The 25,872-nt window shown below is 73.5% G+C and carries 23 protein-coding genes and 2 pseudogenes; 12 read left to right on the top strand and 13 right to left on the bottom strand.

What is annotated here, in order from left to right:
* The first annotated feature begins 189 nt into the window (after window positions 1-189).
* On the top strand, window positions 190-1,191 hold the full coding sequence (locus tag ACIHEJ_RS30220) for an NAD-dependent epimerase/dehydratase family protein (protein WP_400140251.1): 1,002 nt from the start codon (window positions 190-192) through the stop codon (window positions 1,189-1,191).
* A 6-nt stretch (window positions 1,192-1,197) separates the two neighbouring features.
* Here the strand turns inward: ACIHEJ_RS30220 and ACIHEJ_RS30215 are convergent, their stop codons facing one another.
* Window positions 1,198-2,307: a sensor histidine kinase gene (locus ACIHEJ_RS30215; protein WP_400140250.1), complete on the bottom strand. Its 1,110-nt coding sequence runs from the start codon at window positions 2,305-2,307 to the stop codon at window positions 1,198-1,200.
* 2 nt (window positions 2,308-2,309) lie between these two features.
* A complete protein-coding gene (locus ACIHEJ_RS30210; RefSeq protein WP_400140249.1) occupies window positions 2,310-3,041 on the bottom strand; it encodes a response regulator transcription factor in 732 nt (243 codons plus the stop codon).
* 104 nt (window positions 3,042-3,145) lie between these two features.
* Here ACIHEJ_RS30210 and ACIHEJ_RS30205 point away from each other — a divergent pair, with 104 nt between their 5' ends.
* The 3 genes from ACIHEJ_RS30205 to ACIHEJ_RS30195 are packed head-to-tail and all read left to right on the top strand — an operon-like array spanning window position 3,146 to window position 5,237.
* Window positions 3,146-3,862 (top strand): glycosyltransferase family 2 protein, encoded by a 717-nt coding sequence (locus tag ACIHEJ_RS30205; protein WP_400140248.1) that lies wholly within the window; start codon window positions 3,146-3,148, stop codon window positions 3,860-3,862.
* Window positions 3,859-4,476 (top strand): DUF2064 domain-containing protein, encoded by a 618-nt coding sequence (locus ACIHEJ_RS30200; protein WP_400140247.1) that lies wholly within the window; start codon window positions 3,859-3,861, stop codon window positions 4,474-4,476. The genes ACIHEJ_RS30205 and ACIHEJ_RS30200 overlap by 4 nt, the downstream gene beginning before the upstream one ends.
* Complete coding sequence (locus ACIHEJ_RS30195; RefSeq protein WP_400140246.1) at window positions 4,473-5,237, top strand: class I SAM-dependent methyltransferase; 765 nt, start codon at window positions 4,473-4,475, stop codon at window positions 5,235-5,237. The genes ACIHEJ_RS30200 and ACIHEJ_RS30195 overlap by 4 nt, the downstream gene beginning before the upstream one ends.
* Before the next feature lie 313 nt (window positions 5,238-5,550).
* Here the strand turns inward: ACIHEJ_RS30195 and ACIHEJ_RS30190 are convergent, their stop codons facing one another.
* Entirely contained in the window at window positions 5,551-6,798 is a 1,248-nt protein-coding gene (locus ACIHEJ_RS30190) for a molybdopterin-dependent oxidoreductase (RefSeq protein WP_400140245.1), read from the bottom strand.
* Between the two features lie 113 nt (window positions 6,799-6,911).
* Here ACIHEJ_RS30190 and ACIHEJ_RS30185 point away from each other — a divergent pair, with 113 nt between their 5' ends.
* Window positions 6,912-8,288 carry a hypothetical protein gene (locus ACIHEJ_RS30185; protein WP_400140244.1) on the top strand — a complete coding sequence of 459 codons (1,377 nt, stop codon included), beginning with the start codon at window positions 6,912-6,914 and terminating at the stop codon, window positions 8,286-8,288.
* Window positions 8,289-8,409: 121 nt separating this feature from the next.
* Window positions 8,410-9,123 carry a DUF2993 domain-containing protein gene (locus ACIHEJ_RS30180; protein WP_400140243.1) on the top strand — a complete coding sequence of 238 codons (714 nt, stop codon included), beginning with the start codon at window positions 8,410-8,412 and terminating at the stop codon, window positions 9,121-9,123.
* Window positions 9,124-9,243: 120 nt separating this feature from the next.
* Here ACIHEJ_RS30180 and ACIHEJ_RS30175 read toward each other — a convergent pair whose 3' ends face one another.
* Window positions 9,244-9,399, bottom strand: coding sequence for a DUF6131 family protein (locus tag ACIHEJ_RS30175; RefSeq protein WP_400140242.1), 156 nt, complete (start codon window positions 9,397-9,399; stop codon window positions 9,244-9,246).
* A 192-nt stretch (window positions 9,400-9,591) separates the two neighbouring features.
* Between ACIHEJ_RS30175 and ACIHEJ_RS30170 the strand changes: the two genes are divergently transcribed.
* The gene (locus ACIHEJ_RS30170; protein WP_400140241.1) at window positions 9,592-10,143 is read left to right on the top strand and encodes a GNAT family N-acetyltransferase; all 552 of its coding nucleotides are present in this window, start codon (window positions 9,592-9,594) and stop codon (window positions 10,141-10,143) included.
* Complete coding sequence (locus tag ACIHEJ_RS30165) at window positions 10,136-10,783, top strand: hypothetical protein (RefSeq protein WP_400140240.1); 648 nt, start codon at window positions 10,136-10,138, stop codon at window positions 10,781-10,783. Before ACIHEJ_RS30170 ends, ACIHEJ_RS30165 begins: the two co-directional genes overlap by 8 nt.
* Window positions 10,784-10,788: 5 nt before the next feature.
* On the opposite strand, the gene ACIHEJ_RS30160 is transcribed toward ACIHEJ_RS30165, so the two are convergent.
* Window positions 10,789-11,742, bottom strand: coding sequence for a hypothetical protein (locus tag ACIHEJ_RS30160; RefSeq protein WP_400140239.1), 954 nt, complete (start codon window positions 11,740-11,742; stop codon window positions 10,789-10,791).
* Window positions 11,743-11,999: 257 nt separating this feature from the next.
* On the opposite strand from ACIHEJ_RS30160, the pseudogene ACIHEJ_RS30155 reads away from it, so the two are divergent.
* Window positions 12,000-12,869 (top strand): annotated as a pseudogene (locus ACIHEJ_RS30155) (MBL fold metallo-hydrolase).
* A 103-nt stretch (window positions 12,870-12,972) separates the two neighbouring features.
* Here the strand turns inward: ACIHEJ_RS30155 and ACIHEJ_RS30150 are convergent.
* Entirely contained in the window at window positions 12,973-14,004 is a 1,032-nt protein-coding gene (locus tag ACIHEJ_RS30150; RefSeq protein ID WP_400140238.1) for a lysostaphin resistance A-like protein, read from the bottom strand.
* A 165-nt stretch (window positions 14,005-14,169) separates the two neighbouring features.
* On the opposite strand from ACIHEJ_RS30150, the gene ACIHEJ_RS30145 reads away from it, so the two are divergent.
* Together ACIHEJ_RS30145 and ACIHEJ_RS30140 are read left to right on the top strand one after the other, a co-directional pair.
* Window positions 14,170-16,524, top strand: a complete 2,355-nt coding sequence (locus tag ACIHEJ_RS30145) for a sensor histidine kinase (RefSeq protein ID WP_400140237.1) — start codon at window positions 14,170-14,172, stop codon at window positions 16,522-16,524.
* Entirely contained in the window at window positions 16,521-17,180 is a 660-nt protein-coding gene (locus tag ACIHEJ_RS30140; RefSeq protein ID WP_400140236.1) for a response regulator, read from the top strand. The genes ACIHEJ_RS30145 and ACIHEJ_RS30140 overlap by 4 nt, the downstream gene beginning before the upstream one ends.
* Window positions 17,181-17,186: 6 nt before the next feature.
* Here ACIHEJ_RS30140 and ACIHEJ_RS30135 read toward each other — a convergent pair whose 3' ends face one another.
* The 4 genes and pseudogenes from ACIHEJ_RS30135 to ACIHEJ_RS30120 all read right to left on the bottom strand — a co-directional run.
* Entirely contained in the window at window positions 17,187-18,254 is a 1,068-nt protein-coding gene (locus tag ACIHEJ_RS30135) for a YihY/virulence factor BrkB family protein (protein WP_400140235.1), read from the bottom strand.
* Between the two features lie 44 nt (window positions 18,255-18,298).
* A complete protein-coding gene (locus ACIHEJ_RS30130) occupies window positions 18,299-18,637 on the bottom strand; it encodes a hypothetical protein (protein WP_400140234.1) in 339 nt (112 codons plus the stop codon).
* A gap of 560 nt (window positions 18,638-19,197) precedes the next feature.
* The gene (locus ACIHEJ_RS30125; protein WP_400140233.1) at window positions 19,198-21,711 is read right to left on the bottom strand and encodes an ATP-dependent Clp protease ATP-binding subunit; all 2,514 of its coding nucleotides are present in this window, start codon (window positions 21,709-21,711) and stop codon (window positions 19,198-19,200) included.
* 344 nt (window positions 21,712-22,055) lie between these two features.
* A pseudogene (locus tag ACIHEJ_RS30120) lies at window positions 22,056-22,274 on the bottom strand (SAM-dependent methyltransferase); the annotation flags it as partial.
* Window positions 22,275-22,342: 68 nt separating this feature from the next.
* Here ACIHEJ_RS30120 and ACIHEJ_RS30115 point away from each other — a divergent pair.
* Window positions 22,343-22,711: a thioesterase family protein gene (locus ACIHEJ_RS30115; protein ID WP_400140232.1), complete on the top strand. Its 369-nt coding sequence runs from the start codon at window positions 22,343-22,345 to the stop codon at window positions 22,709-22,711.
* A gap of 4 nt (window positions 22,712-22,715) precedes the next feature.
* Here ACIHEJ_RS30115 and ACIHEJ_RS30110 read toward each other — a convergent pair whose 3' ends face one another.
* The 3 genes from ACIHEJ_RS30110 to ACIHEJ_RS30100 all read right to left on the bottom strand — a co-directional run bounded on the left by ACIHEJ_RS30110 (window position 22,716) and on the right by ACIHEJ_RS30100 (window position 25,795).
* Complete coding sequence (locus tag ACIHEJ_RS30110; RefSeq protein WP_400140231.1) at window positions 22,716-23,093, bottom strand: NUDIX domain-containing protein; 378 nt, start codon at window positions 23,091-23,093, stop codon at window positions 22,716-22,718.
* A gap of 146 nt (window positions 23,094-23,239) precedes the next feature.
* On the bottom strand, window positions 23,240-24,121 hold the full coding sequence (locus ACIHEJ_RS30105; protein WP_400140230.1) for a YegS/Rv2252/BmrU family lipid kinase: 882 nt from the start codon (window positions 24,119-24,121) through the stop codon (window positions 23,240-23,242).
* Window positions 24,122-24,202: 81 nt separating this feature from the next.
* Complete coding sequence (locus ACIHEJ_RS30100) at window positions 24,203-25,795, bottom strand: FAD-binding oxidoreductase (RefSeq protein WP_400140229.1); 1,593 nt, start codon at window positions 25,793-25,795, stop codon at window positions 24,203-24,205.
* Window positions 25,796-25,872 lie beyond the last annotated feature (77 nt).

Below are 25,872 nucleotides of genomic sequence, written 5' to 3'. Positions count from 1 at the left end.
CGGGGGCGGCTCGGGCGCGGGCCCCCCCCCCCCCCCACCCCCCCCCGGCCCCCCCCCCCCGCGGGCGGCCCCCCCCCCCCCCCCCCCCCCCCCCCCCCCCGGCGGCCACCGCGCGGCCACCCCTTACCGAGTGATGACGTGCTCGTCGCGTCCCGTGGCGGACGGCTCGTCCCCGTCTAGCGTGGCCGTATGCGCGTACTGGTCACCGGCGGTGCCGGTTTCATCGGGTCCCACGTCGTCACGGCGCTGCGGGAGAGCGGGCACGAGCCGCTCGTGTACGACGTCGCCGCGGACCCCCGCGCGGACGTCCGCGACGCGGAGGCGGTCGCACGGGCGCTGGGCGGTGTGGATGCCGTCTGCCACCAGGCGGCGATGGTGGGGCTCGGCGACGGTGTCGCCGATGCGCCGGAGTACGTCTCCCGCAACGACCTGGGCACGGCCGTCCTGCTCGCCGCCCTGGCGGAGGCGGGGGTACGGCGCCTGGTGCTGGCCGGCTCGATGGTGGTCTACGGCGAGGGCCGGTACACGTGCCCGCGTCACGGTGTCGTACGCCCGGGCCCGCGGGCCGTGGCCGACCTGGACGCGGGACGGTTCGAACCGCGCTGCCCGGAGTGCGGGGAGCAGCTCTCGCCCGGACTGGTCGGTGAGGACGCGCCGGCCGACCCCCGCAACGTGTACGCCACGACCAAGCTCGCCCAGGAACACCTGGCCGCCGCCTGGGCCCGTTGTACGGGCGGGGCGGCGGTGTCGCTGCGCTACCACAACGTGTACGGGCCCGGGATGCCCAAGGACACCCCGTACGCCGGGGTCGCCTCCTTCTTCCGCTCGGCGCTCGCCCGGGGCGAGGCACCGCGCGTGTTCGAGGACGGGCGGCAGCGGCGGGACTTCGTGCACGTCGGGGACGTGGCGGCGGCCAACGTGGCGGCCCTGGAGGCCGAGGCGGCGCCGGGTGCCCTCACCGCGTACAACACCGGCAGCGGTGAGCCCCGGACCGTCGGCGAGATGGCGCGGGCGCTGGCCGACGCCTGCGGCGGCCCGGAGCCCGTGGTCACCGGGGAGTACCGGCTGGGGGACGTACGGCACATCACCGCCGACTCGTCCCGGCTGCGGGCCGAGCTGGGCTGGAAGCCGCGGGTCGGCTTCGCCGAGGGCATGCGGGAGTTCGCCCGGGCCGGCCTGCGGGGCGCGTGAGCGCGGCTAGGGTGCCGCCGGCAGGGTGACCTCGAAGCGGCAGCCGCCCGGGATGTTGCGGACCTCGGCCCGGCCCCGGTGGGCCTCCACGATGCCCCGGACGATGGCGAGGCCCAGGCCCGCTCCCGCCGGGGGCGTGCGGGCGTCGGTGCCTCTCCAGCCGGTGTCGAAGACGCGCGCGAGGTCCTCCTCGGGGATGCCGCCGCAGCCGTCGCTGACGGACAGCACCACGCCCTCGTCGGTCCGCTCCGCGGCGACCGCGACCGTGCCGTCGGGCGGGGTGCGGCGGATGGCGTTGACCAGGAGGTTGCCCAGCACGCGGCTCATCTCCTTGCCGTCCACCTCCACCGGCACCGGCTCGACACGGTCGCCGACGAGCCGCACCCCGTGTTCCCGGGCCAGCGGGTCGGCTCCCGCGAGGGCGTCGCCGATCAGGTCGTACAGGGAGATCCGGGACGGGCTCAGGGGCAGGGTGCCCGCGTGGATGCGGGAGAGCTCGAAGAGATCGCCGACCATGTCGTTGAGCCGTTCCACCTCGGTGCGGATCTGCTTGAGGTAGCGGTCGGGGTCGGCGGCCACCCCGTCCTCCAGCGCCTCGGACATCGCCCGGAGCCCGGCCAGCGGGGTGCGCAGGTCGTGCGAGATCCAGGCGACCAGTTCCCGCCTGGAGGTCTCCAGCGCCCGCTCCCGCTCCCGCGACGCGGCGAGCTTGGCACTGGTCGCGGCCAACTGACGGCTGAGCGCCTCGAGTTCGGCGGTGGCCGGCTGGTGCGGCGCCGCGAAGGCCCCGCCGTCGCCGAACGACCGGGCGGCGTCGGCGAGTTCCCGGCTGCGCGCGACCACCCAGCGGCCCAGCAGCAGCGCGGTGACCAGGGAGACCACGGCCGCCATGGCGACGACCGTGGTGACGACGCTCAGGTCGTGCGGGGACAGGAACATCGCCCACGCGACGGCGAGCGTGCCGGCCAGCATGGCGACCACGCCGACCGCCGCCACCACGGCGAGCGAGGCGGTGAGCGAACGGCGCCGGATCAGGCGCAGCGCACCGGCTCCTACGAGGCCGGTGGCGGCGGCGCCGGCGAAGGCGTACAGGGCGATGAGGAGGGTGTCCCGCACGGTCAGCTCACCGCCGTACCGGGCTCGAAGCGGTAGCCGACGCCCCACACCGTCTGGATCAGACGGGGCCGCGCCGGGTCGTCCTCCACCTTGCCGCGCAGCCGGCGGACGTGCACGGTGACGGTCGACAGATCACCGAAGTCCCAGCCCCACACCTCGCGCATCAGGTCCTCGCGGCTGTACGCGCGTCCCGGGTGCCGCAGGAAGAAGGCGAGCAGGTCGAACTCCCTCAGAGTGAGGGCGAGTTCACCGCCGTCCTTGGTCGCCCTGCGGGCGTCGGGGTCGATCGCCAGTCCGGCCGCCGCCAGCCGGTGGCCGCCGGTGGCTGGGCGGCTGCGGCGCAGCACCGACTCGACGCGCAGGACGAGCTCGCGGGGGCTGAAGGGCTTGGTGACGTAGTCGTCGGCGCCGACCTCCAGACCCAGGATGCGGTCGTCCTCGTCGCCGCGGGCGGTGAGCATGATGACCGGCACCGGACCCCGGTCCCGCATCCGCCGGCACACCTCCAGGCCGTCCATGCCGGGCAGCATCAGGTCCAGGACCACCAGGTCGGGCCGGTGCGCGGCGGCGCGGGTCAGGGCCGTCGGGCCGTCCTCGGCGCGGTCGACCAGGTATCCGGCTCGGTCCAGGTAGCCGGCGACGACCTCGGCGACGGTCGGGTCGTCGTCGACGACCAGGACCCGGGCCGCCGTGTCGGCGGCTTCGGCCCGCTGGGGCTCGTAGGGCGGTTGCATGCCTCCAGCCTCGCACCGGGCGCCGGCAGTCTGCGTCCCGGTGTGTACGGCGTCCGCGTTTCGTAAGGACCACCAGTCCGTTATGTCTGATTCGCGTTCGTAGGGTGAAACCCGTGACGACCCCTTCATCGGACGTCGACGTGGTGCTGCCCTGCCTGAACGAGGCCGAGGCCCTGCCCTGGGTACTCGCCCGGATCCCGGCCGGCTGGCGCGCCATCGTCGTCGACAACGGTTCCACCGACGGCTCCTCCGAGGTGGCGCGTGCCCTGGGCGCGACCGTGGTGCACGAGCCGCGGCGCGGCTTCGGCGCCGCCTGCCACGCCGGGCTGGCCGCGGCCACCGGCGCCGTGGTGTGCTTCTGCGACTGCGACGCCTCCCTCGACCCCGCGCTCCTCGTGCCGTTCGCCGCCGAGGTCCGCGCGGGCGAGGCCGACCTGGTGCTCGGCCGGCGCCGCCCGCAGGGCCGGGGCGCCTGGCCCGCGCACGCCCGGGCCGGCAATCTCGCGCTCGCGCGGATGCTGCGCCGGCGCACCGGGCTGCGTCTGCACGACCTCGGTCCGCTGCGCGCCGCCCGCCGCGAGCCGCTGCTCGCGCTCGGTCTCACCGACCGGCGCAGCGGCTACCCGCTGCAGATGGTGGTCCGCGCCGCCGACGCCGGCTGGCGCGTCACCGAGCACGACGTGCCGTATCTGCCGCGCACCGGTGCGTCCAAGGTGACCGGCACCTGGCGCGGCACCTGGCAGGCGGTGCGGGACATGCGCCGCGTCCTGGCCGAACCGCCGGCCGTCGAGGTCCGGGCAGCCGGGAGGGCCGTACGGTGACCACACTCCTCGTCATCGCCAAGGAGCCGCGCCCGGGACGGGTCAAGACGCGGCTCACCCCGCCGTTCAGCCCGGAGCAGGCCGCGCAGCTGGCGGCGGCGGCGCTCGCCGACACCCTGCACGCCGTGGCGGCCAGCCCCGCGTCCCGCCGCGTCCTCGTCCTCGACGGTGCCGTCGGCCCCTGGCTGCCGCCCGGCTTCGAGGTGCTGCCGCAGTGCGCGGGCGGGCTGGACGAGCGGCTCGCGGACGCCTTCGCGCACTGCTCCGGGCCCGCGCTGCTCATCGGTATGGACACCCCGCAGGTGACGCCGGGGCTGCTCACCGTGGACTTCGCGGACTGCGACGCGTACCTGGGTCCGGCGCAGGACGGCGGCTTCTGGGCCCTGGGTCTGGCCGCGCCCGACCCGGCGCTGCTGCGGGGCGTGCCCATGTCGACGCCGGTGACGGGGGCCGTGCAGCGGCAGCGGCTGGTGTCCGCCGGGCTGCGGGTGCGCGATCTGCCCCGGCTGCGGGACGTGGACACGGCCGCCGACGCCCATGCCGTCGCCGCGCTGGCCCCGCACGGCCGGTTCGCGGCCCGGCTGGCGCGCTGTGCGCCGGTCAGCCCGCGATGAGCACCGCGCCTGCCGCCCGCCCGGCGTGGGCCGCCGCCGACCCCTACTCCGCCGCGCTGCGGACCGGCCGGGGCCCGCTGTTCCTGCGCCGCAGCGACGGCTGGCTGCTGCCGCTGGAGGTGGAGCGTTGGTGCGCACGGGCCGACGCCGTCGACCGGGCGGTGCTGGACCGGTGCGAGGGCGCCGTCCTGGACGTCGGCTGCGGGCCCGGACGGCTGGTGGCGGAACTCGCCGCCCGGGGCCGTACGGCGCTCGGCATCGACGTCAGCGAGGCCGCCGTCGAGCAGACGGCACGGCTCGGCTGCCCGGCGCTGTGCCGCTCCGTGTTCGAGCCGCTGCCCGGCGAGGGCCGCTGGGGCACGGTGCTGCTCATGGACGGCAACGTCGGGATCGGCGGGGACCCCCGGGCCCTGCTCCGGCGCACCGCCCGGCTCCTGCGCCCCGGCGGCCTGTTGCTCGCCGAGACGGCGCCCGTCGACATCGAGGAACGCACCCTGGTGCAGGTCGTCGACGTCGCCCACCACCGGGCCGCGCCGGCCGACCCGTTCCCGTGGGCGCGGATCGGCACCCCGGCCCTGCTGCGGCTCGCGTGCCGGGCCGGGTGGCGTCCGGCCGGTCAGTGGACGGCCGGCGACCGGCGCTTCGTGGCCCTGCGCACCCGGACCGCGAGCAGGAGCGCCGAACCGCCGAAGAGGGCGGCGGTGATCAGCAGCCAGCGCGCGAGGAAGCCGTCCGGGGACAGTCCGGTGGCCGCCCGGTAGCGCCGGTCCACCATGCCACTGATCAGCGGGAACCAGACCAGCAGGAGCAGTCCGGACAGGGCGGCCGGCACCCTCGCGTACGGCGTCCAGGTGCGCCGGCCGGCCGCCCCGAGACCGCGCACGACCGCCCGGTCCGCCACCGCGTACAGCGGCAGCAGGACGAGGTCGTGCAGCAGGGCGGCACCCACGATCCACAGCGCCACACCGGACCAGTCACCGGCCGACAACCGGACGCCGGCGTAGTCGGCGAGGGCGAACGAGCAGATGAACAGCAGCAGTGGGAAGGGACTGCCGGCCGGGACGCGACGCTTCATCACAACTCTCCGAAGGTCAGCCGGGCCACCCACTTGGTGTTGAGCACACCGGGGGCCGCGGGCACGACGACCCGCGCCGGGTGGCCGTGGTCGGGGGACAGGGGCTCGCCGTTGACGTAGAGGGCGAGCAGGGAGCGCGGGTCGGCCACCTGGTTGGCGCGCAGGGCCGCGTGCCGGAAGGCGCCGTGCCGTTGCAGGGACTCCACGAACACGTCCGGCGGATCACCGTCGTACCCGACGAGCGCGGCGAGGTCCCGCAGCCGCACCCCCCGCCACCACTGGTCGGCGGTCGACCAGCCCTCCACGCAGGCGATCGGCAACGACGCGCTGTGCAGCGGGAGGCGGAGCAGTTCGGCGCGGCCGAGCCGGACGGTGCCGGTGCGGCCGGTCACGACGAGCCGCCAGGCGTCCTCGTGGGTGTCGGCCGGGGTGATCCCGGCGTAGGCGGCGGTCTTGTTGATCTGGAAGCCGTTCGGGCCGCGGCCGGGATCGGCCGTCCCGTGCGGCGCGAGCAGGGCGGTACGGCGGAAGGGGCCGCCCAGGCTCTGCCCGATGGTGGTCAGGAACAGCAGCAGCGAGCCGCCGCCGACCAGGCCCAGCGCGCCCCTCCGGGAGACGGTCGGCGGGTCGGGCCGCGGGGAGATGAGGAGGTCGGGTTCCCGGGCGGTGTGTTCCTGCCGGCGCCGCCGTACGGTGCGCAGGGCCGCCGGCGTCTTCAGCGCGGCGTGGGCCACGAACGCGGCGAAGAACACCCATGCCCCGTAGAAGTGCAGCGGGTAGAAGGAGCCCGGGAAGACGTAGTCCAGCTGGACGTTGAGCACCCCGGTCGTGAACTCGAACAACCCGCCGCCGACCAGCAGCAGCAGCGAGATCCGCTCCAGCGCACGGGTGACCGAGCGGGCCGGTGGCAGGACGAACAGCTTCGGCACCACCGACCACAGCTTGGCGAGCAGGACGGGGACCAGGGTGATGCCGAGGGTGACGTGCACGCCCTGGGTGAACCGGTACAGCCACACCGGGTGGGTCGGCCAGGCGAACAGGTAGAAGCCGAGCAGGCCCTTGTCCGGAGTCTTGTCGTTCACCGGGGACAGGCCCGGGTTGTAGGCGGCGTACGACACCAGACCGGTCACGAAGAGCACGGTGATGCCGACGAGGAGGACGAGGCCGAGCACCGAGGTGAGCCAGGGGCCGCGCAGCGGGCTGCGCCAGAAGCCGGGTGACGTGGGGAGCCGGGAATGGTCGCGCATGCCCCGACCGTAGGGCGCGCGCGGCCCGGAAATCGGTGCCCGACCCATGACGAAACGCTGACGTCCGGCCCGGACTTCGGCCTGACGCGGCCCCGTCGGCCTAGCGTTCCGCTGTGACCCGATCCCTCCGCCGCGACCTCGTCGCCGTCGGCGCCGCCGCCCTCCTCGTGACGGTGGCCGTCCTCGTCGGCCGCCACATCCAGGACACCCGCCACACGCTGTTCGTGCACTGGCCACCGGTGCTGGCCGAGTGGGATCCGCACGTCGGCCCCGGCACCCCGGCGGCCCTGGCGGTGGCGGCGGCCACCGTGGCGTACGGTCCCGCCGTCGCGGCCCGCCTCCCCTGGCGGGCGCTGCTCCCGGCCGCCTGGGCGGCCGCGCTGGCGTGGATCCTCTCCCTCGCGCTGATCGACGGCTGGCACCGGGGCATCGCGGGCAGGCTGACCACCCGCAACGAGTACCTCCGGGTCATCGACCGCTTCCACGACATCCCGGCCACCCTGCGGGACTTCACCCACCACATCGTCAGCGGCACGCCCGCCCCCTGGCCCGCCCACATCGCCGGCCATCCCCCGGCCGCCACCCTGACCTTCGTCCTGCTCGACCGGATCGGGCTGCGCGGCGGCGGCTGGGCCGGGATGTGGTGCATCACCGTCGGCGCGACGGGCTGCGTGGCGGTCCTGATCGCGGTCCGTGCGCTGGCCGGCGAGAGCCTCGCCCGGCGGGCCGCCCCCTTCGTGGTCCTGGCTCCGGCCGCGGTGTGGCAGGGCACGTCGGCCGACGGCTACTTCGCGGCCGTCGCCGCCTGGTCCGTGGCCCTGCTCGCGCTGGCCGTCACGCGGGGCTCCTGGTGCTGGGCGGCGGCCTCGGGCCTGCTGTTCGGTCTGACCTGCTATCTCTCCTACGGCCTCACGCTCTTCGCCCTGATCGGCGCGGCGGTCCTCGTGCTCGGCGGGCAGGGACCCAGAGCCCGCCCCACGCTGCTGCTGCCCCTGTTCGCCGGGCTGGCCGTGCTCCCTGCGCTGTTCACGCTCGCCGGCTTCGACTGGTGGCACGCGTACCGCCTCCTGGTCGTCCGCTACGACCAGGGAGTGGGCGGTATCCGCCCCTACGGCTACTGGGTGTGGGCCAACCTCGCCTGCACCGTGCTCATCACCGGCCCGGCCACGGCGGCGGGCCTGGGACGCACGGCGGCGGAGCTGGTCCGGCCACGCGGCACGGCAGGGAACCCGATCCGGCTCCGCGGCGTTTCCGACCCGGGTCCCGCCGCCGCGTCCGCCCGCCTCGCGGTCCTGGTCCTCACGGCCCTGCTCGCCCTGCTGATCGCCGACCTGTCCGGTATGAGCAAGGCGGAGACCGAACGCATCTGGCTCCCGTTCGCCCTGTGGCTGCTCCCGGCCTGTGCCCTGCTCCCCCGCCCCCGCGCCTGGCTCGCCGCGCAGGCCGTGCTCGCCCTCCTCCTCAACCACCTGCTGTTCACGGGCTGGTGACAACGGCCGGCCGGGCAGCCCGCACGGCCCGAACTTTTCCCCCGACGCTCCGAGCGTGCATGATCAAGGCTCGCACGCCGGTCGTGCACATGATCAATTCAGGGGAACGGGGATACCGGTAATGAGACGTCGCTGGGTCAAGGTGCTGGCCATCACGGTGGTGGTGCTGGCCGTGCTCTTCACGGTCGCCGACCGTGTCGCCGTGCACTACGCGGACAAGGAGGTCACGCAGCTCGCGAGGGAGAAGTACGACTACGGCAACACCACCGACGGACACCTGGACGTGTCGATCGAGGGCTTCCCCTTCCTCACCCAGGCGTTCGCGCAGGACTTCGACGACGTCAAGCTGTCGGCCGGGAAGTTCACCGTGGACACCACGAGCAACGCCCAGGGCGGCTACCTGACCGTCGAGAAGCTCTCCCTCGACCTGCAGCACGTGCACGTGACCTCGCTGACCGCCCGCAACGCCGAGGCGGACCTGGCCACCGGCTCGCTGTTCCTGACCTACGACCAGCTGTCCGGCGTGCTGTCGCGCCTGGCGGGCACCGGGGGCCCCGTCAAGGTGTCGCAGGCCCCGGGGTCGCAGGGTCAGGCCGCCCGTGTCGAGATCACCGGCCCGGTCGCCGGGACCCGGGTGAACGGCACGGGCACGTTCCTCGCCCAGGGCGACGAGATCTCCCTGACCGTCCCCGGAAGCCAACAGGCCGCGGCCAGCTGGCGGGTGAGCCTTCCGGAGAACGTCGGCTTCACCTCGGCCCGGTCCACGCCGGACGGCGTGGAGGTCGAGATGGTGGGGCACCTGGTCAATCTGGGAGCCTCACGCTTCGTGAGGTGAGGGGAATCGTGAGGTGAGTGGGCCCCGTGCGGGGTCCACTCGTTCGCTCCGCTCCCGTCGGCGTGCGACGGGAGCGGGGGCCGGGCGACATCGGTGCAGGCGGGCCGTACGACAGCGAGGTCACCAGTAGTGCCGACGGCCTGCGACGGCGTGTCCCATGGAACCCAGCAGCCAGAGAACGGCTCCGACCACGAGCAGGATGATGCCGATGGTCCAGAGGATGGATATGCCCGTGATGAATCCGACCACGAGCAGAATGATGCCGAGGGCGATCATGGTGTGCCTCCTGCGGATATCAATGCTCCTGTCCTCCGGGTGCCCCCAACCGCCCGGTAAGTGCATCCGCGGGGGCAAATCCTTTTCGTGACCGCTTCGGCACGCTCTGTGAGTGCCACCGGCCCGGGGACCGGAGACGCCCGAAGTGCTCTCCCCCGGTTCGGGCCCTCGTATCCGGGGCATGATCGCCCGATGAGTCGGAGCCCGGTGACACTGCGCAGGATCGCCGCGGAGGACTGGCCGGCCGTGCACGCGTGGGCGGGGCTCGCCGAGGCCTGCCGGTTCCAGCCGTGGGGACCGAACACCCGGGAGCAGACGCGGGACTTCGTCGCTACGGCGGCCAAGGCCTGGTCCGACCACCCGCGCCACCGGCACGCCTTCGCGGCCGTCCGCGGGCAGGACGTCGTGGGCATGGGCGAACTGTGGGTGCGCAGTACCCGCGACCGCCAGGGCGAGATCGCCTACGTCGTGCATCCGCGCCTCTGGGGGCAGGGCATCGCGACGTGGATCGGGCGGGAGCTTCTGGCCCGTGGATTCTGCGCGTTGGCGCTCCACCGGATCCGTGCCACCTGTGACCCGCGGAATACGGGTTCGTCACGGGTGCTGACCAAGCTGGGCATGACCTGTGAAGGGCACCTGCGTCACACCCAGTTGATCCGGGACGGCTGGCGGGACTCCCTCGTGTTCAGCATTCTCGAAGAGGAATGGCGCACCCGGTCGCGGAACGGAGAGATGGATGACTGAAGTCAGCGCACCAGTCACCGAGTTGACCTCGCAGTACGTCAGCCAGGTGGCCGACGACCTCGAGCACAACGTGAAGGAACAGCAACGCGTCACAGGCGAGATCACGGAGCTGAAGGAACAGTTGGCGACCCTGCAGCACGATCACAGCATTCTGGTGGGCATGCAGCAGGCCCTCGGAGTCGCGGCCACGGCCGGTGTCCCGGCCCCCGCCGGAGGAACCGAGCGCAGGAAGCGGGCCGCGGGAAAGCCCACGGCCGAGAAGGCGGTGAGCAAGAGGACGGGGAGCAGGAAGGCCGCGAGCAGGACGGCGGCGGACAAGACGGCGGTGAGCAGGGCAGCCGTGGGCACCACGGCTCAGCCCACCCTCATCGACCTCGTCCGCCTGCACCTGACCGGGCAGAACGAACCCCGCTCCGCCGCCGAAGTCGCCGATGCTCTCGGCCGGGCCCACCCGGACCGCGGGATCCAGGTCAAGGTCGTACGCACCACCCTGGAAAACCTGGTGGCCAGGAACAGTGCACAGCGCACCAAGCAGGGCACGTCCGTCTTCTACACGGCCTCCCCCGCCTCCGATGCCCCCGCGGCAGGCGGCGACGAGACTCGCCCCACCGCCGCCGAGGACGCGGGCGCGGACGAGTAGGGAACTCACAGGCCGGTCGCCTTCCGCTGCGCCTGTTCGAACTCGCTCAGCGGCTCACCGCCGACCTGCCAGGGCCACGCGGTGGCCACGCCGCCGATCGCCTCGAACACCGGCCGCGCCTCGCTGCGCCGGTCGGCGGCCATCAGCGCGTAGGCGAGGAGGTTGAGGTCGGCGAGCGCCTTGGCGTGACGCAGGAAGCCCGGCTGCCCCCAGGTGTGCGCCACGCGGTCGAGGGCCTGGGCCGCCATCGGCCGCGACCAGTGGTTGCGGGCCACCAGCGCCTCGAAGCCGCCGCGGCCGAGGATGGAGTGGTACTGGAAGACCTGTGCGGTGAGTTCGACGGCCGCGCACGGCGCGTTGGCGGGCATGCGCGCGCACAGCGCGTCCACGAACTCCAGGACCTGGATGCGCGAGCCCGCCTCCTCCGGGGTGAGATAGGAGAGCATGCTCAGGTAGGCCTCACGGTTCCAGCGGTCGCGGGCGAGCACCTCGTTCCAGACGCCGAACACGCGCGGCTGCTCCCAGTGGTCCAGGCGCGCCACCTCCAGCAGGGCGACCCACGGGGTGGGGTCCTCCGGCGTGAGGTCGGCCGCCTTCAGACAGCACTGGGCGGCACCGGCGGCGTCCTCCAACCGTCCCTCGGTGCGCGCCTGCGCGACCTGTGACCAGGCGTGCAACAGCAGCGCGCTCGCATTGCGCGGCTCACGCGTGGCCCAGGAGCGCGGCAGATGGGACCCGGCGAGGTACTCCGCCACGACACCGATGCGGTGCCCACGGCGGTCCCAGTCGCCCGGGTCCTGGTCCAGGAGACGGGATATCTGCGCCACGCACAGGTCGGTGGTGGCGATGGTCCCGGTCCTGGTGGTCGCCAAGAGAGTCTTCAAGAGCCGGCCCAGGTCCTGGTCGTCGAGTTCCGGGGCGACGCGTGTTCTTCTGCGGCGGCTTGAAAGAAATGGCATGGCCGGAGGCTAGAACGGATCACTCCGCAAACAAGGGCCGAGCCGAGATCGTTATGGATCTCATGTCTTACCGTCACTCCGAGTGACGCCGAGCCGGGAATGTCACAGAACACGCATCGACTCACCGGCCCCTGAGAGCAGCGCCGAGCGCGGGACACCCGATCGACACGGCCTCCGCTACGACTTCGACTGCGCATGGGATATGCCTGGAGAACGGCGACCCTGCCGGGGGCGCCCTCACGGGAGGGAGCGCTGCCATCACCGACTGGTACGTCGACGACCGCTGCACCAACTGCGACGTCGCCCGACAGTTCGCACCCGGACTGATCGGCGAGTCGCGAGGAAGGCCCCGGATCCTGCGACCGCCGAGCGACGAGGCAAAGACGCGGCGCCCACACGCCGCCGTGTTCGTCTGCCCCACCCGCTCGATCCGTCCGGTGTCCGGGCAGCCGGACCAGGCGCTGGACCCCTTCCCGATGGCCCTGGACGACGGCGTGCTGATCTGCGGACCCAACTCCCGGCACACCACGGGAGCAAACTCCTGTCTGCTGCTGCGGGCGTCCGGTACGGCGATGATGATCGACACACCGCGCTGGAGCCCCACGCTCGCCGAGCGGTACACCGCCCGGGGTCCCGTCACCGATGTACTCGTCACCCATCGCGACCATGCCGCGCACGGCCGCCGCTACGCGGACCACTTCGGCGCCCGGCTGTGGATCCACGAGGGCGACCTCGACGCGGCGCCGGACGCGGACCGGGTGATCCGGGGGCTCGAGGCCACCTAGATCGACGAGGGGGTCACCGCCCACCCGCTGCCCGGCCACACCCGGGGCAGCGTGCTCTACCTGGCGGACGACCGGTACTGCTTCAGCGGCGACAGCTTCTACCGGTCGCGCACGACCGGCGATCTGGAGGTCGCGGAGAGCGTGACCTGGTACTCCGTCGAAGAGCTGGCCGCCTCCCTGGCCCGGACGGCCGGGCGGCTGCGCTTCGAGTGGGTCCTGCCGGGTCACGGCGACCGCCGACGTCTGGCCGCCGAGGAGATGTCCCGGAGGCTGCGAGCGCTCACGGAACGCACCCGCCTGCTCAGGCCCCGGCCCGTCGACTTCACCACCGTCCGCCGGTGAGCCGGTGCCCCGACCGGCTCGCCCGGGCTGCCGGACCACGTCAGCCACAGAGTGCCGGGACGCGCCGGATCGAGCGGGGCGGCGCATCGGGGTGCCCCGGCGCTCAGCCCCGCCCGGAACCGCCCGGCCGGCCCGGCGGGAAGGGTGCGCCCTGCTCCGGCCACGGCGGGGGCACCGGAGCTCCTGGGAGCAGCCCGTACCCGGAGGGCGGCACAGCGGGCGTGGGCTGCGGCGGTGCCGGGGCCGTGCGGTCCAGGGTGCGGCGGCGCAGCAGCCACGCCACCGCCGCCGTGTACAGGGCGATGCTCACCACGTCGAGGGCGACCAGCTGCCAGGCCGCGTCGGCCGCGGTGTCGTCGGTGTCGAGCCCGCCGACGACGGCGGCCGAGATGCCGAAGGCGAACAGGTTGGTGACTGCGTGCAGGGCGACGGACGCCTCGAGGCCGCCCGTCCGCCAGGTCAGCCAGCCCCCCGCCGCGCCGAACACCACAAGGTCGGCGAAGCCCCAGGGCGTGCCCCAGCCGTGGGCGGCGGCGAACAGGACGGCCTGCGGCAGGAACGCGCACCACGGGGAGCGCAGGTAGGCGCCGAACGTCTGGGTCAGCCAGCCCCGGAAGACGTACTCCTCGGCGGCCGTCTGCAGCGGGACCAGCACGACGAGCATCGCCAGCGCCGGCCCGAAGACCGCCCACCCCGCCCAGCGGTCGCCCTGGTCGGCGCCATCGGGCAGCAGGAACCCGGCGCCGGACATCAGGGCGAAGACCGGCGCCGCCGTCAGCAGGCACAGCGCCAGCCAGCGCCATCTGAGCCGTCCGGTCACGGAGGAGACCGAGCCTGCCGGGCGGCGCCCGATCCAGCGCACGACCAGCAGGACCACGGGTATCGCCACCGCGATGAAGAGCAGGTCGAGGGCGGTGCCGGACACGGGGCCGAAGTCCACCGAGCCGTCGGGGTTCTTCGGGTATCCCCTTCGGGTGCCCAGTGCCGAGGTCACCGCGTCGAGCAGACCTGTGGCTGCCACGTACAGCACGACGAAGACCAGGGTCCCGACCAGCGGGCGCCACCATCGGTAGCGCGGCGAGAGGCGAGCCAGGCGGTGGTGAGGCAGTGGTGCGCACGGCGACGGATGTGTCATGCCGTCAGCCTGGCCGAGCCGACCGGGTCCTGACATCGTCTCGCGGCACGACCGGGACCTCTGCCCCGGGTCGGGGCGCCCCCGGCGCCTCTGTCTCTGGTTGGGGACGCACCTCGTCCTCAGGTCGGGCGCCGGCACCCGAGCCGCCCCTTACGCTCGTCGGCGATGGAGACGATACGCAACTGGTGCCTGCCGCTGCTGCTTGCGGCCACGCAAGGTGCCCTGCTGTGGTCCGGGGCGGGCTCGGACGACCCACCCGGCCTGATGGGTGCGGCCGGCGTCGTGTGCGCCCTGGCCGTGGAGACGGTCGCGCTGGGGCGGCGCAGGGACGCCCCGGTCCGGGCGTTGGCCTGGACGCTGGGCACGCTCGTCCTGGGCACGGTCGCCTGGCCGGACGGCTGGCTCGGCATCGGCCCGTCGATCGCTCTGTACTCCGTCGCCGTCCACTGCCCGGTGCCCGTGACGGTGCGGGCCGTCGCCGCCGTGGTGGGTGTCGAGTGGGTCATCGCCGCCGTACAGGAGGGGCTGCGGGTCTCGTTGCTGTCGCAGTTGGGGCTGTCGCTCGGCGTGTACGTCCTGTGCGCGGGGCTCGGTGAGGCGCGGCGTCACTGGCGCGCGGGCCGGCTGACCGCGGCCCGGCGGCTGGCCGGGGCGGAGCACGCGCGCCGGCTGGCGGGCGACCAGGAGCGCCGTCGGCTCGCCCGCGAACTGCATGATGTCAGTGCCCATCATCTCACCTCGGTCGTCGTCACCGTCGATGCCGCGCGCCGGCTCGAGGACAGCAGGCCCGACCTGGCCGCCGAGGCGCTGTCGTTCGCCGAACGGACCGGCACCGAGACCCTCACCACGCTGCAACGGCTCGTCGGTCTGCTGCGCGACGCGGACGCCGGCCTGACGGACCGGCGGCCGATGAGCGGCCGGATCGAGGAACTGGTCGCCGGATTCGGCCGGTTGGGCCCTCCGGTCGAGACGTGGATCCCCGGCGATCTGGCCGGACCGGCCGCCGAGGCCGTCCACGGCATCGTCCGTGAAGCCCTCACGAACGTCCTGCGGTACGCGCCCGGTGCCACGGCCCGCGTGGTGGTCCGGCGGGAGGACGGCCTGCTCCGGCTGACGGTGGAGAACGGCCCGTCGCGCACGGCCGCGCAGCCTGGTGCGAAGGGCCTCGGTGCGGGGCGCGGGGTGTCCGGGATGCGGGAACGCGCCGCCTCAGTCGGGGGTGAGCTGACCGCCGGTCCGACGGGCGACGGTGGCTGGCGGGTCCGCGCGACCCTGCCCGACGGCGTGGTGCAGCAGCCGCCGACGGATCAGGCGTGGCGGCGTGACGTGCTGCGGGAACAACGGTTCACGGATCCCGCGCTGGCCTTCACCGGCATGATCCTGCCGGTCTCCTTCACCCTGGCGATCATGGAGGACTGGTCGGCTCGGGCGCGGCACGCCGCGGTGCCCGGCCTGCTGGTGGTCACGGTGCTGCTGGCCCTGCACGCGCTGCCCCTGCTGTGGCGCAGGCGTGCCCCGTGGGCCGTTCTCCTCGCCGTGCTGGGCACGACGTGGCTCGGTTCGGCGGCCGTCGTCGCCGTACCGCTGCCGTCCCAGGTGGCGCAGTTCCTCACCGGCGGAGTGCTCGTGGAGACGCTCGCCGTCTACGCGGTCGCCGCCTTCGGGCAGGGGCCCGCGCGCACCTGGCCCGCGACGGCCGCGGCGGCACTCGGGGTGGGCTGTTCGGTGACGGTCATGTCGTGCGCCGACGGGTCGGTCGCGGGCGAGGCGATCGGCCGGGGCGAGAGCGTCTTCCTCGCCCTCCTGCTGTCCGTCCTGCTGGCTCCCTTGTTCGCCACCGTCTGGGGCGCCGGTCTCGTCGTACGGCGGCGCCGGCTGCGCGCGCTCGCCAACGACGACTTCGCGTTGGCCACCTCGCTGTGGCACGCGGACCGGGCCGCCGAGGCCGAACGGGTGCGGCTGGCGGGCACCTTGCGGGACGCCGTCCTGCGGCACACCGCGTCGCTCGTGGACGCGGCACGGCGGGGCGAGACGGCGGACGTGGCCGGGGCCGCCCGGGCGGCCCTCGCCGCCATGCGGGACATGCTGCACGGTCTCGGTGACGGCGAGGACTCCGTCGGCCGGCTCACCCCCTCACCGACGGCTGCCGACCTCGACGCGCTGTGCCGGGCGTGGGGCACGAACGGCCGTGAGGTGCAGTTGCGGGGCCTGCCCGAGGCGGCCCGGGACGTGCCGTCGGCGGTGCAGGTCTCGGTGTACCGGATCGTGGAGGCGGCGCTCGGCGCGGGCGACCACGGCCCGGCCCGGGTGACCCTGCGGCGGCGGCGCGCCACCCTGCTCCTGACGGTGACGGGTGTCCGGCTCGCGATCGCGGGCCCGGTCGCCGAACGCCTGCGGGTGCAGGTCGCCGCGGGCGAGGGACGGATCGTGTGCGAACCAGCCGGTAGGCTACTGGTGTCGTTGCCGGTCGGGCCCGTTCCGGCCCCGGTTCAGGAGGTTTCCCCGTCGCCGTACGCGTGATCGTCGTCGACGACCAGGCCGTGGTCCGCGCCGGGTTCGCCGCCATCGTGGACGCCGAACCCGATCTGACCGTGGTGGCCGAGGCCGGCGACGGAGCCACGGCGGTGTCGCTCGCGTCCGGTGAGGGAGCCGACGTCGTCCTGATGGACATCCGGATGCCCGGCATGGACGGGCTCACCGCGACCCGGCTGGTCACGGCTCAGGAGCGCGGACCGCGGGTGCTGGTGCTCACCACCTTCGACCTGGACGAGTACGTGTACGAGGCGCTGCGCGCCGGAGCGTCCGGGTTCCTGCTGAAGGACGCCCGGCCCGAGGAACTGCTGTCGGCCATTCGCGTGGTCGCCGCCGGCGACGGCATCCTCGCCCCCGCCGTGACCCGCCGTCTCATCGACACCTTCGCCCGGAGCGCCCCGACGCCGCCCGCGGCCGCCGGCGAACTCGGCCGGCTCACGCTGCGGGAACACGAAGTGCTGCTGAAGATCGCCTCCGGGCTGACCAACGCCGAGATCGGAGCGGAACTCGGCGTGACGACAGGGACCGTCAAGAGCCATGTCAACGCCCTGTTGTCCAAACTCGGACTGCGTGACCGGGTCCAGGCGACCATCCTCGCCTACGAGACCGGGCTGATCGAGCCCCGCCGCAGCCACCCGGCCTGACGAACGTCAGACGTCGTCCAGCCGCCGTAGGTCCTCCTCGTCCCACTTCGTGGTGTCACGCGGCCGGGTGTACGGCTCGGCCGTGGGGGGATGGCCGCCGGCGATGGCCCGCTGCCGTACGGTCTCCGCGTCGAACTCCAGGCCCAGCAGGATCGCCAGGTTGCTGATCCACAGCCAGATCAGGAAGACGATGACGCCGGCCATCGCGCCGTACGTCTTGTTGTAGGAGGCGAAGTTCGCGACGTACACCGCGAAGGCGGCCGAGGCGATCATCCAGATCAGGAGGGCGAGGACACTGCCGGGGGTGATCCACCTGAAGCCCTTGACCTTGGCGTTCGGTGTCGCCCAGTACAGGATGGCGATCATCACGGTGACCAGCAGGACCAGGACGGGCCACTTCGCGATCGACCACACCGTCAGGGCCGTGTCGCCCATGCCCAGCGCCTGCCCGGCACGGCGGGCCAGGCCCCCGGTGAAGACGACGATGAGCGCGCTGGCCACGGCGAGCACCATCAGCACGACCGTCACCCCGACCCGCACCGGCAGGATCTTCCACACCGGACGGCCCTCCGGCATGTCGTAGACGGCGTTGGCGGCGCGGATGAAGGCGGCCACGTACCCGGACGCCGACCACACGGCGAGCACGAGGCCGATCACGGCCACGACCGAGCCGGTGCCGGCGCCGTTCTGCAGCTGCTCGACCGCCCGGGTGATGATGTCGCGCGCGGGGCCGGGCGCGAGGTTCTTGAGGTTGGCCAGCACCCGGTCGGTGACCGACCTGCCCCCGATCGCCAGCAGGGAGACCAGCACCAGCAGGGCCGGGAACAGGGCCAGCACCCCGTAGTAGGTCAGCGCCGCGGCCCGGTCGGTCAGCTCGTCGTCCTGGAACTCGCGCAGGGAGCCCTTGAGCACCGCGCCCCATGCCCGCTTGGGCAGCTTCGTGGGGGTGTCGGGCGCCGCCCGCTCGACCTCCTGGTCGGGGCCGACCTCGTCCGGCGCGGGTGTCCGCGGTGCCGGGGCCGCCTCGGCGTCCTGTCGGTGGTGGTCTCGCCCTGGAAGATGCAGCTTCGCCATGCCAACCGGGTACCCTGCCGTGCCGCCTCAAGCCCCGGGTGCCCCTATGAGCTCGGACCCAGGGGCTCGACACGGCCGCTGCGACCACGGGTCTCTGTGCGGCTCCGGTGCGGCTGGCCGGCGTCCGCAGCCGGTGTGCCGGCGGCCGGGGCGTGGCCGAGGGCGCCGAGTCCCGCGGCGACCACGACGTCGTTCCCCGAGATCCACTGGGCGTCGCGGTTCGCCCTCATCGTGGCGGTCACAGAGCCGATCGCGCGCACCACCCGTGCACGCCGTTCCTCGTCGGTCCAGATCCGCGGATCGAACGCCTTCAGCAGCGTGTGCTGGGCTCCCGGGAGCCGCTCCATGGTCTCCGGCTCACGGGTGAGCCAGAAAGCACCCATGATCAGCGCACCCGCGCCGGGCCACTCCTGGATCAGCTCGACGAGCGCACCGAGCAGCGCAGCGCCGCGGCCCGACCGGCAGCCCCTCGGCCGCGGCCACGACCCCCGCGGTGTGTTCCTCGGCACGGGCGACCACGGCAGCCTGGATCCGTTCCTTCGAACCCAGCCGCTTCAGCACGGCCGCCTTCGAGTAACCGGCCGCGTCGGCTGTGGCCTGCACGGGTCCCTGGGCGACTCCGTGCCGGACGGCCCTCCTCGTCGGCCTCGCCGCCGGTGCCCTCGGCACCCGCGCCGACGACCGCAGGGGCCTGGTGCGGCGCCACACCTCACCCTCTGCACGATCGCCCGCCACGGCCGCCCCGGCGTGACGACTTCCTCCACGGCAACGTCGAAGGGGGCCCTTCCGGGCCCCCTTCGGCATCAGCACTGCGGCCGACGCCCGTGGTTCGCGGCGTGCTTGCGGCGGGACTTCTTCTTCCGGCGTCGCTTCGAGGACATGGACACCTCCTTGTCACGGCCACGATATCCGCCATGCCCGGGACGGGCATGTCTGCGCGGCGTCAGGGTGAAACGCCGGCCCGGCCGGTGTCCGCGGCGCCCTTGCGTACCGAGCAGTGCAGGGAGTCGTGCTGCACGTCGGCGACGATCGTGTCCCCGGGCTCGGCCTCGCCGCCGAGCAGGAGGGTGGCGATGCGGTTGTCGAGTTCCGCCTGGATCGTGCGGCGCAGCGGACGGGCGCCGAACTCCGGCTGGTGGCCGTGCGCGATGAGCAGCTTCTTCGCGGCCTCGGTGACCTCGAGGTGCAGCCCCTGGGCGTGCACCCGGTGCTTGCTCCGGTCGAGCAGGTGGTCCACGATCCGCCCGAGGTCGTCCTCGGTCAGAGCGTGGAAGATGATGATGTCGTCGATGCGGTTGAGGAACTCCGGCAGGAACCGGCCCCGCAGGTCGTCCATCAACTCGTCCTTCAGCTCGGACACATCGCCCTGGTGGTCGAGGATGCGGTGGGCGCCGATGTTGGACGTCATGATGACGACGCAGTGCCGGAAGTCGACCGTACGGCCCTGGGCGTCGGTCAGCCGCCCGTCGTCGAGGATCTGCAGCAGCGTGTTGAAGACGTCGGGGTGCGCCTTCTCCACCTCGTCGAACAGCACCACGCTGTACGGCTGTCGGCGCACCTTCTCGGTCAGCTGACCCGCTTCCTCGTAGCCGACGTATCCGGGAGGGGCGCCGACCAGGCGGGCGACGGTGTGCTTCTCCTGGAACTCGCTCATGTCGAAGCGGATCATGCGGTCCTCCTCGCCGAACAGCAGGGCGGCGAGGGTCTTGGCGAGTTCGGTCTTGCCGACGCCGGTGGGGCCGAGGAAGAGGAAGGACCCCACGGGCCGGTTCGGGTCACCCATCCCCGCCCGGTTGCGCCGTACGGCCTGGGAGACCGCTGTCACGGCCTCGTCCTGGCCGACGATCCTCGCGTGCATCTCCTCCTCGAGCCGGAGGAGCTTCTCCTTCTCGCTCGCGGTGAGCTGCGAGACCGGGATCCCGGTCCGGCGGGAGACGACGTCCGCGATGTCGGCGGCCGTGACCGAGACGACGCCCTCCCGGCGCTCCTCGATCCCGGCGAGTTCGCCCTCCTCCTCGGCGATCTGCCGCTTCAGCTCCGAGGCCTTCTCGAAGTCCTCGGCGGACACGGCCTGTTCGAGCTCCCGGCGCAGCTTGGCGATACGGTCCTCACGGCTGACGACCTCGGTGGAACGGCCCGCGCTGCGCAGGCGCACCCGGGCACCGGCCTGGTCCATCACGTCGATGGCCTTGTCGGGCAGGAACCGGTCGGTGATGTAGCGGTCGGACATCTCCGCGGCGGCGGCCAGCGCGGCGTCGTCGAAGCGGACCTGGTGGTGTGCCTCGTAGGAGTCGCGCAGCCCCTCGAGGATCTGCACGGTCTCCTCGACGGTGGGCTCCGGGACCAGCACCGGCTGGAACCGGCGTTCCAGGGCGGCGTCCTTCTCCACGTACTTGCGGTACTCGTCGATGGTCGTGGCGCCCACCACGTGGAGCTCACCGCGGGCGAGTGCGGGCTTGAGCATGTTGCCCGCGTCCATAGAGCCCTCGCCCGTCGCGCCGGCGCCGACCACCGTGTGCAGTTCGTCGATGAACAGGATGATGTCGCCGCCGACCGTCTGCACGTCCTCGATGACCTTCTTCAGCCGCTCCTCGAACTGGCCCCGGTACTGCGCGCCCGCCACCATCCCCGACAGGTCGAGGCTCACGACCCGCTTGTCCTTCAGCGTGTGCGGGACCTCCCCGGCAACGATGCGCTGCGCCAGCCCCTCCACGATCGCGGTCTTGCCGACGCCGGGTTCGCCGATGAGCACGGGGTTGTTCTTGGAACGCCGGGACAGGATCTCGACGGTCTGCTCGATCTCCTCGGACCGTCCCACCACCGGGTCGAGCCTGCCGGCCCTGGCCTCTTCGGTCAGGTCCCGGCCGAACTCGTCCAGCGTGGTGGACGGCTTTTTCCGCTCGGCGGACGACCCCTCGCTGCGGGCGGCCTGTTCCGCCACGCCCGCCAGTTTCTCGGTGTCCATCCCCTCGGCCCGCAGCAGCCGCGCGGCACTGTTCTCGCTGTCGCCCAGCAGTGCGCCGAGGATGTGCTCGGGACCGATGTAGGACACACCGGCCGCCTGCGACTGGGCGTAGGCGGCGCCGAGCGTGCGCTTGGCCGCGGGGGTGAGGCCCGGCTGTGCGGAGGGCTCGCGGGACTCGCGCGGCAGGACCTTGGCGATCTCCACCGCGAGCGAGTCGGGATCCACGCCCACCTGCAGCAGCAGCCTGCGCGAGGGCTCCACCTTCGTGGCCGCCCAGAGCAGGTGCTCGGTGTCGAGGTCGGAGGTGCCGTCCTCGACCGCCCGCTGTGCGGCCAGGGCGAGCAGTTGCGTCGACGATTCGGTCAGCAGCCGTCCGATGGGCACGCGCTGCACCGCGGGCGGCGACGACGCCGGTGACATCCCGAAGAACCGGTTGAACAGCTCACTGAACGGATCCGACGAACCGAACGGAGCACCGAACGACATCGACATGACAGCTCCTGGACGCGAGGGGTCAGTAATCACTGAACCCCGGCGTCCACCGCCCCGCAAACGGAGCACACGGGTGACGACAAGGGCCGTTCTCGGAGTCTCATGTCCCGGAGGCGGACGACCCCGTTGACCCGGGCCTCAATACGCTCGCGTCGGCCCGGAACGGCATGGCGGGGGACGCTCATGACGACGGACGAAATCTTGATCATCGGCAGCGGTGTCGTGGCGGCCTCGGTCGCCTTCCACCTCACCCGGCTGGGGCACGACCGGTGACCGTGCCGGACCTTCTGGGGATCGCCACCGCGCCCGCCCGCCTGGAGCGGGTCCACCGGGATGTCGAGCACTCGGAATCCCCGGGTGGCGTGCGGGTCCATGTCCGGGCGCCGGTGCCGGCCTTCGTCGGGGGCCGCGAGCCGCAGGCGGGTCCCGTCCTCGAGCACGTGCGGCGGCGTGTCGACCTGGACGTGCGTCGCCCGCCACAGGGCGGTCCGCACCGCGGTGCCGTCCGGCGTCCGGCCGGGTTCGTCTGCCCTGGCGTGCCTCTCGACGGCGCGCTGCGCCACCTGCCTGACCTGCCTGCTCGGCCCGGTCGCCCGATCGGCAGGTACACGCTGAACGATAGGGTGAGGGCATGCGCCACGAGGTGACCGAAGCCGACACCGCGGAGCGGGTGGGCAGTGGTGACGTGCCCGTGCTCGCCACCCCGCGGCTGATCGCATGGCTGGAAGCGGCGACCGTACGGGCCGCGGCCCCCTTCACCGAACCGGGCCGGACCACTGTCGGCACCGGGATCCGCGTCCAGCACCTGCAGGCCACGCGGGTGGGCGGCCAGGTGGACGTGACCGCCGGACCTCCGTCCACCGTCGCGGGCCGGCGGCTCACCTTCCCCGTGCGGGCGGTCGACGGCGCGGGCCGGCTGGTCGCGACGGGCGAGATCGACCGGGTCGTCGTCGACCGGGAGCGGTTCCTGAAGGAGACGCCCGACCCGGCGGAGGGCTGACGTCTCACACGGGCGTGTGCCCCCGCAGATACGCGAGCACCGCTTCCGGCAGTGCCGCGTCGCCGACCTCCGCCGGCGACGCCCAGCGCAGCTGATCCGGGGTGAGACGGCCACCGTCGGAGGGGGACTCGCTGAGGAGTTGGCACACCACCGCCGACGCCCCGCTCTCCCGGGCCGCACCCTGCCGCCCCAGTTCCTCGGTGCCGTCGACGAGGTATCCGGTGAGTTCGTAGACGACACGTGCCGCGGTGGCCTCCGCCGTCTCGGCCGGCTGGGGGGTCCCCGACGGCAGTGTCCAGCCGCCGTCCTGCGCCACCAGCAGCAGCCGCCCGTCGTACAGGACGACCGCCTGCACCACGCCCTCGGCAGCGTCCAGCACCATGTCCGACCGCCCCTCCCCCGGCACGCTCAGCCGGGTTCCCCTCCCTTACCCATGGCCGGGCGGTGCTGCACCTCGCGGGCCCCCGGTCACACAAACTGCCGGCGATCCGCGCCGGTTCACCACTTCTGCGCCGCACACACGCCGGGTCAGTACAGCACCGACAGGTCGCCGGGGCGGACCCGCACCGTCACCGGCAGGGTGGTCTCGACCTCGCCGTCGGCGCCGTAGGGCACGGGCCGGTCGGCCTCGATGCGCAGTTCACGGCCCCGCAGGACGCGTACTTCCGGACGGCGCACGTGCGCGCCCGTCTTCAGTTCGTTCATGAGGGCGAAGAACAGCCGGCGGGGTGCCTCGCGGATCATCACGACGTCCAGCAGCCCGTCGTCGACCCGGGCGTCCGGGGCGATGAGACGGCCCGAGCCGTAGTAGGGGGAGTTGGCCGCGACGACGGTGTAGCCGCGGTGGGTGTGTTCCTCGCCGTCGACCGTGACCCGGTAGTCGGCCGCCCGCCAGGTGGTCACGGCGCGCAGGCCGCCCGCGTAGTAGGAGGCGGCGCCGCGCAGCAGACGGGCGTGGTTGGCGTGCCGGTTGGCGAGGGCGTCGACCCCTGCGTACACACTGCCCAGGACCACGGTGCTCCGGTGGAACGCCGACTCCACCTCTATGGTGTCGACGGGTCGGGGCTCGGCGTGCAGCAGGACGCCGGCCAGCGCGGCGGGGTCGGCGGGCAGGTGCAGGGCGCGGGCGAAGTCGTTGCCGCGTCCGGCGGGCACGAGGCCGAGGACGGTTCCGGTGCCGCTGAGCGCGCCGCCGATGCCGCCGGCGATGCCGTCGCCGCCGACGGCCAGGACGATGCGGCCGCGCTCGCCGGCGGCGCGGGCGATGTCCTGGGCGTGGGCGAGGCTCTGGCTGTACTCGGTCTCCAGGCCTGCCCCGGCCTCCCGGAGCAGGCGCGCCACCTGGAGCAGCGTGGCCGCCGCGGTGGAGCCGCCCGCGGTCGGGTTGACGACGGCGGTGAACTGTCGCATCGGTGTGCCTCCGGGCAGGCGGGGTCGGCGAGGATCGGTCGGTGCTCTGGCAGGACGACCAGTCGTGGGCTGGTCGGTGCTTCAGTCGGTCGGCAGCAGGACGCCGGGGTTGAGCAGGCCCTCGGGGTCCAGGCTGCGCTTGACGGCGCGCAGGGCCGCGATGCCGAGCGGGCCGGCCTCGCGGACGTACCAGTCGCGGTGGTCGGTGCCGACCCCGTGGTGGTGGGAGATGGTACCGCCGGCCGCCAGGACCGCTTCGTTGGCCGCGTGCTTGGCGGGCTCCCAGTGGGCCACCGGGTCGTCGCCCTGGGCGCTGACGACGGTGAAGTACAGCGAGGCGCCGTTCTCGTACACGTGGGAGATGTGGCACATGACCAGCGGCGGGGTGCCTGCCCGGGTGAGGGTGTCGGTCAGCGCGGTGCGGACGGCCGAGTAGAGATCGGGGACGCGGGACCAGAAGGCCGCGGTCTCCAGGGTTTCGGCGAAGGCGCCCACGTCGAGCAGGGCGTCGCGCAGGTAGGGCGCGGAGTAACGGCCGTGCGCCCAGCGTTCGCCGGGCTCGGCGCCGACGAGGGTTCCGCCGCAGGCCGTGAGGACGGCGGCGGCCTGCTCACGGCGGTGCGCGGTGTCCTCGGCGGTGCCCTCGTAGCCGGTGATGGCCAGGCATCCGGCGGTGCTCTGCGCCAGGTCCGCCCCGATGGCGTCGGGCTGGGCGAGCCCGATCAGCGTCTCGGTCTCGTCCGACAGGCGCAGCACGGTCGGGCGGGGACCGTCCTGGGCCAGGGTGCGCAGGGCCGCCGCACCCTCCTCGAACGAGGCGAACCGCCAGCCCTCGTAGATCCGTTCCTGCGGCAGCGGGCGGATCCGTACGGCGACGGAGGTGATGACGCCGAAGGCGCCCTCCGAGCCGAGGATGAGCTGGCGCAGGTCGGGTCCGGCGGCGGAGCGGGGCGCCCGGCCCGTCTCGACGGTGCCCTCGGGAGTGGCGAGGGTCAGCCCGAGGACCATCTCGTCGAAGCGGCCGTACCCGGCGGAGGCCTGCCCGCTGGAGCGGGCCGCGGCGAAGCCACCGATGGTGGCCCACTCGAAGGACTGCGGGAAGTGGCCGAGGGTGAAGCCGTGTCCGGCGAGCAGCGCCTCGGCCTCGGGGGCGCGCAGTCCGGGCTGGAGCACGGCGATCCGCGAGACGGGGTCCAGGTCGACCAGGCGGTTCATGCGGCGCAGGTCCAGCGCGACGAACGCGGCCCGCTGCGGGGCGAGTCCGCCGACGACCGACGTGCCCCCGCCGAAGGGGACGACCGCCAGTGCGTGTGCCGCGCAGACGCGCAGGACGGCGAGGACCTCGTCGTGGGAGGCGGGCAGGACCACGGCCTGCGGGACGTCCGAGAAGTCACCGGCGCGGATGCGCAGCAGGTCGGGGGTGGACTTGCCGCGGGTGTGCCGGACGCGGCTCTCGCCGTCCGTGCGGACGTGCTCCTCGCCGCCGACGGCCTCGGCGAGGTCCTTCAGCGCGGCGGGGTCGGCCGTGGCGGCGGGCAGGCGGATGTCGTCGAGGGCGAGCGCGGGTGTGCTGCGCGGCTTGACGCCGAGCAGGTCGCGCAGCAGCCCGGTCACCGCGTCGGGCAGCGGCGCCGCCTTGGCCGGGTCGCCCCAGCCGTTCCACAGCATGTCCATTGAACGGTCGTCCTCACAGGTCGGTGTGCTCGGTTCGCGCGGTGGCCCGGCGGCCGTGCCCGGGGCGACGGTGTGCC

The sequence above is a fragment of the Streptomyces sp. NPDC052301 genome (assembly GCF_044593395.1).
Lineage (GTDB): Bacteria > Actinomycetota > Actinomycetes > Streptomycetales > Streptomycetaceae > Streptomyces.
Note: the sequence above shows the minus strand (reverse complement) of the source record. Positions and strands in the feature narration are given on the sequence as shown.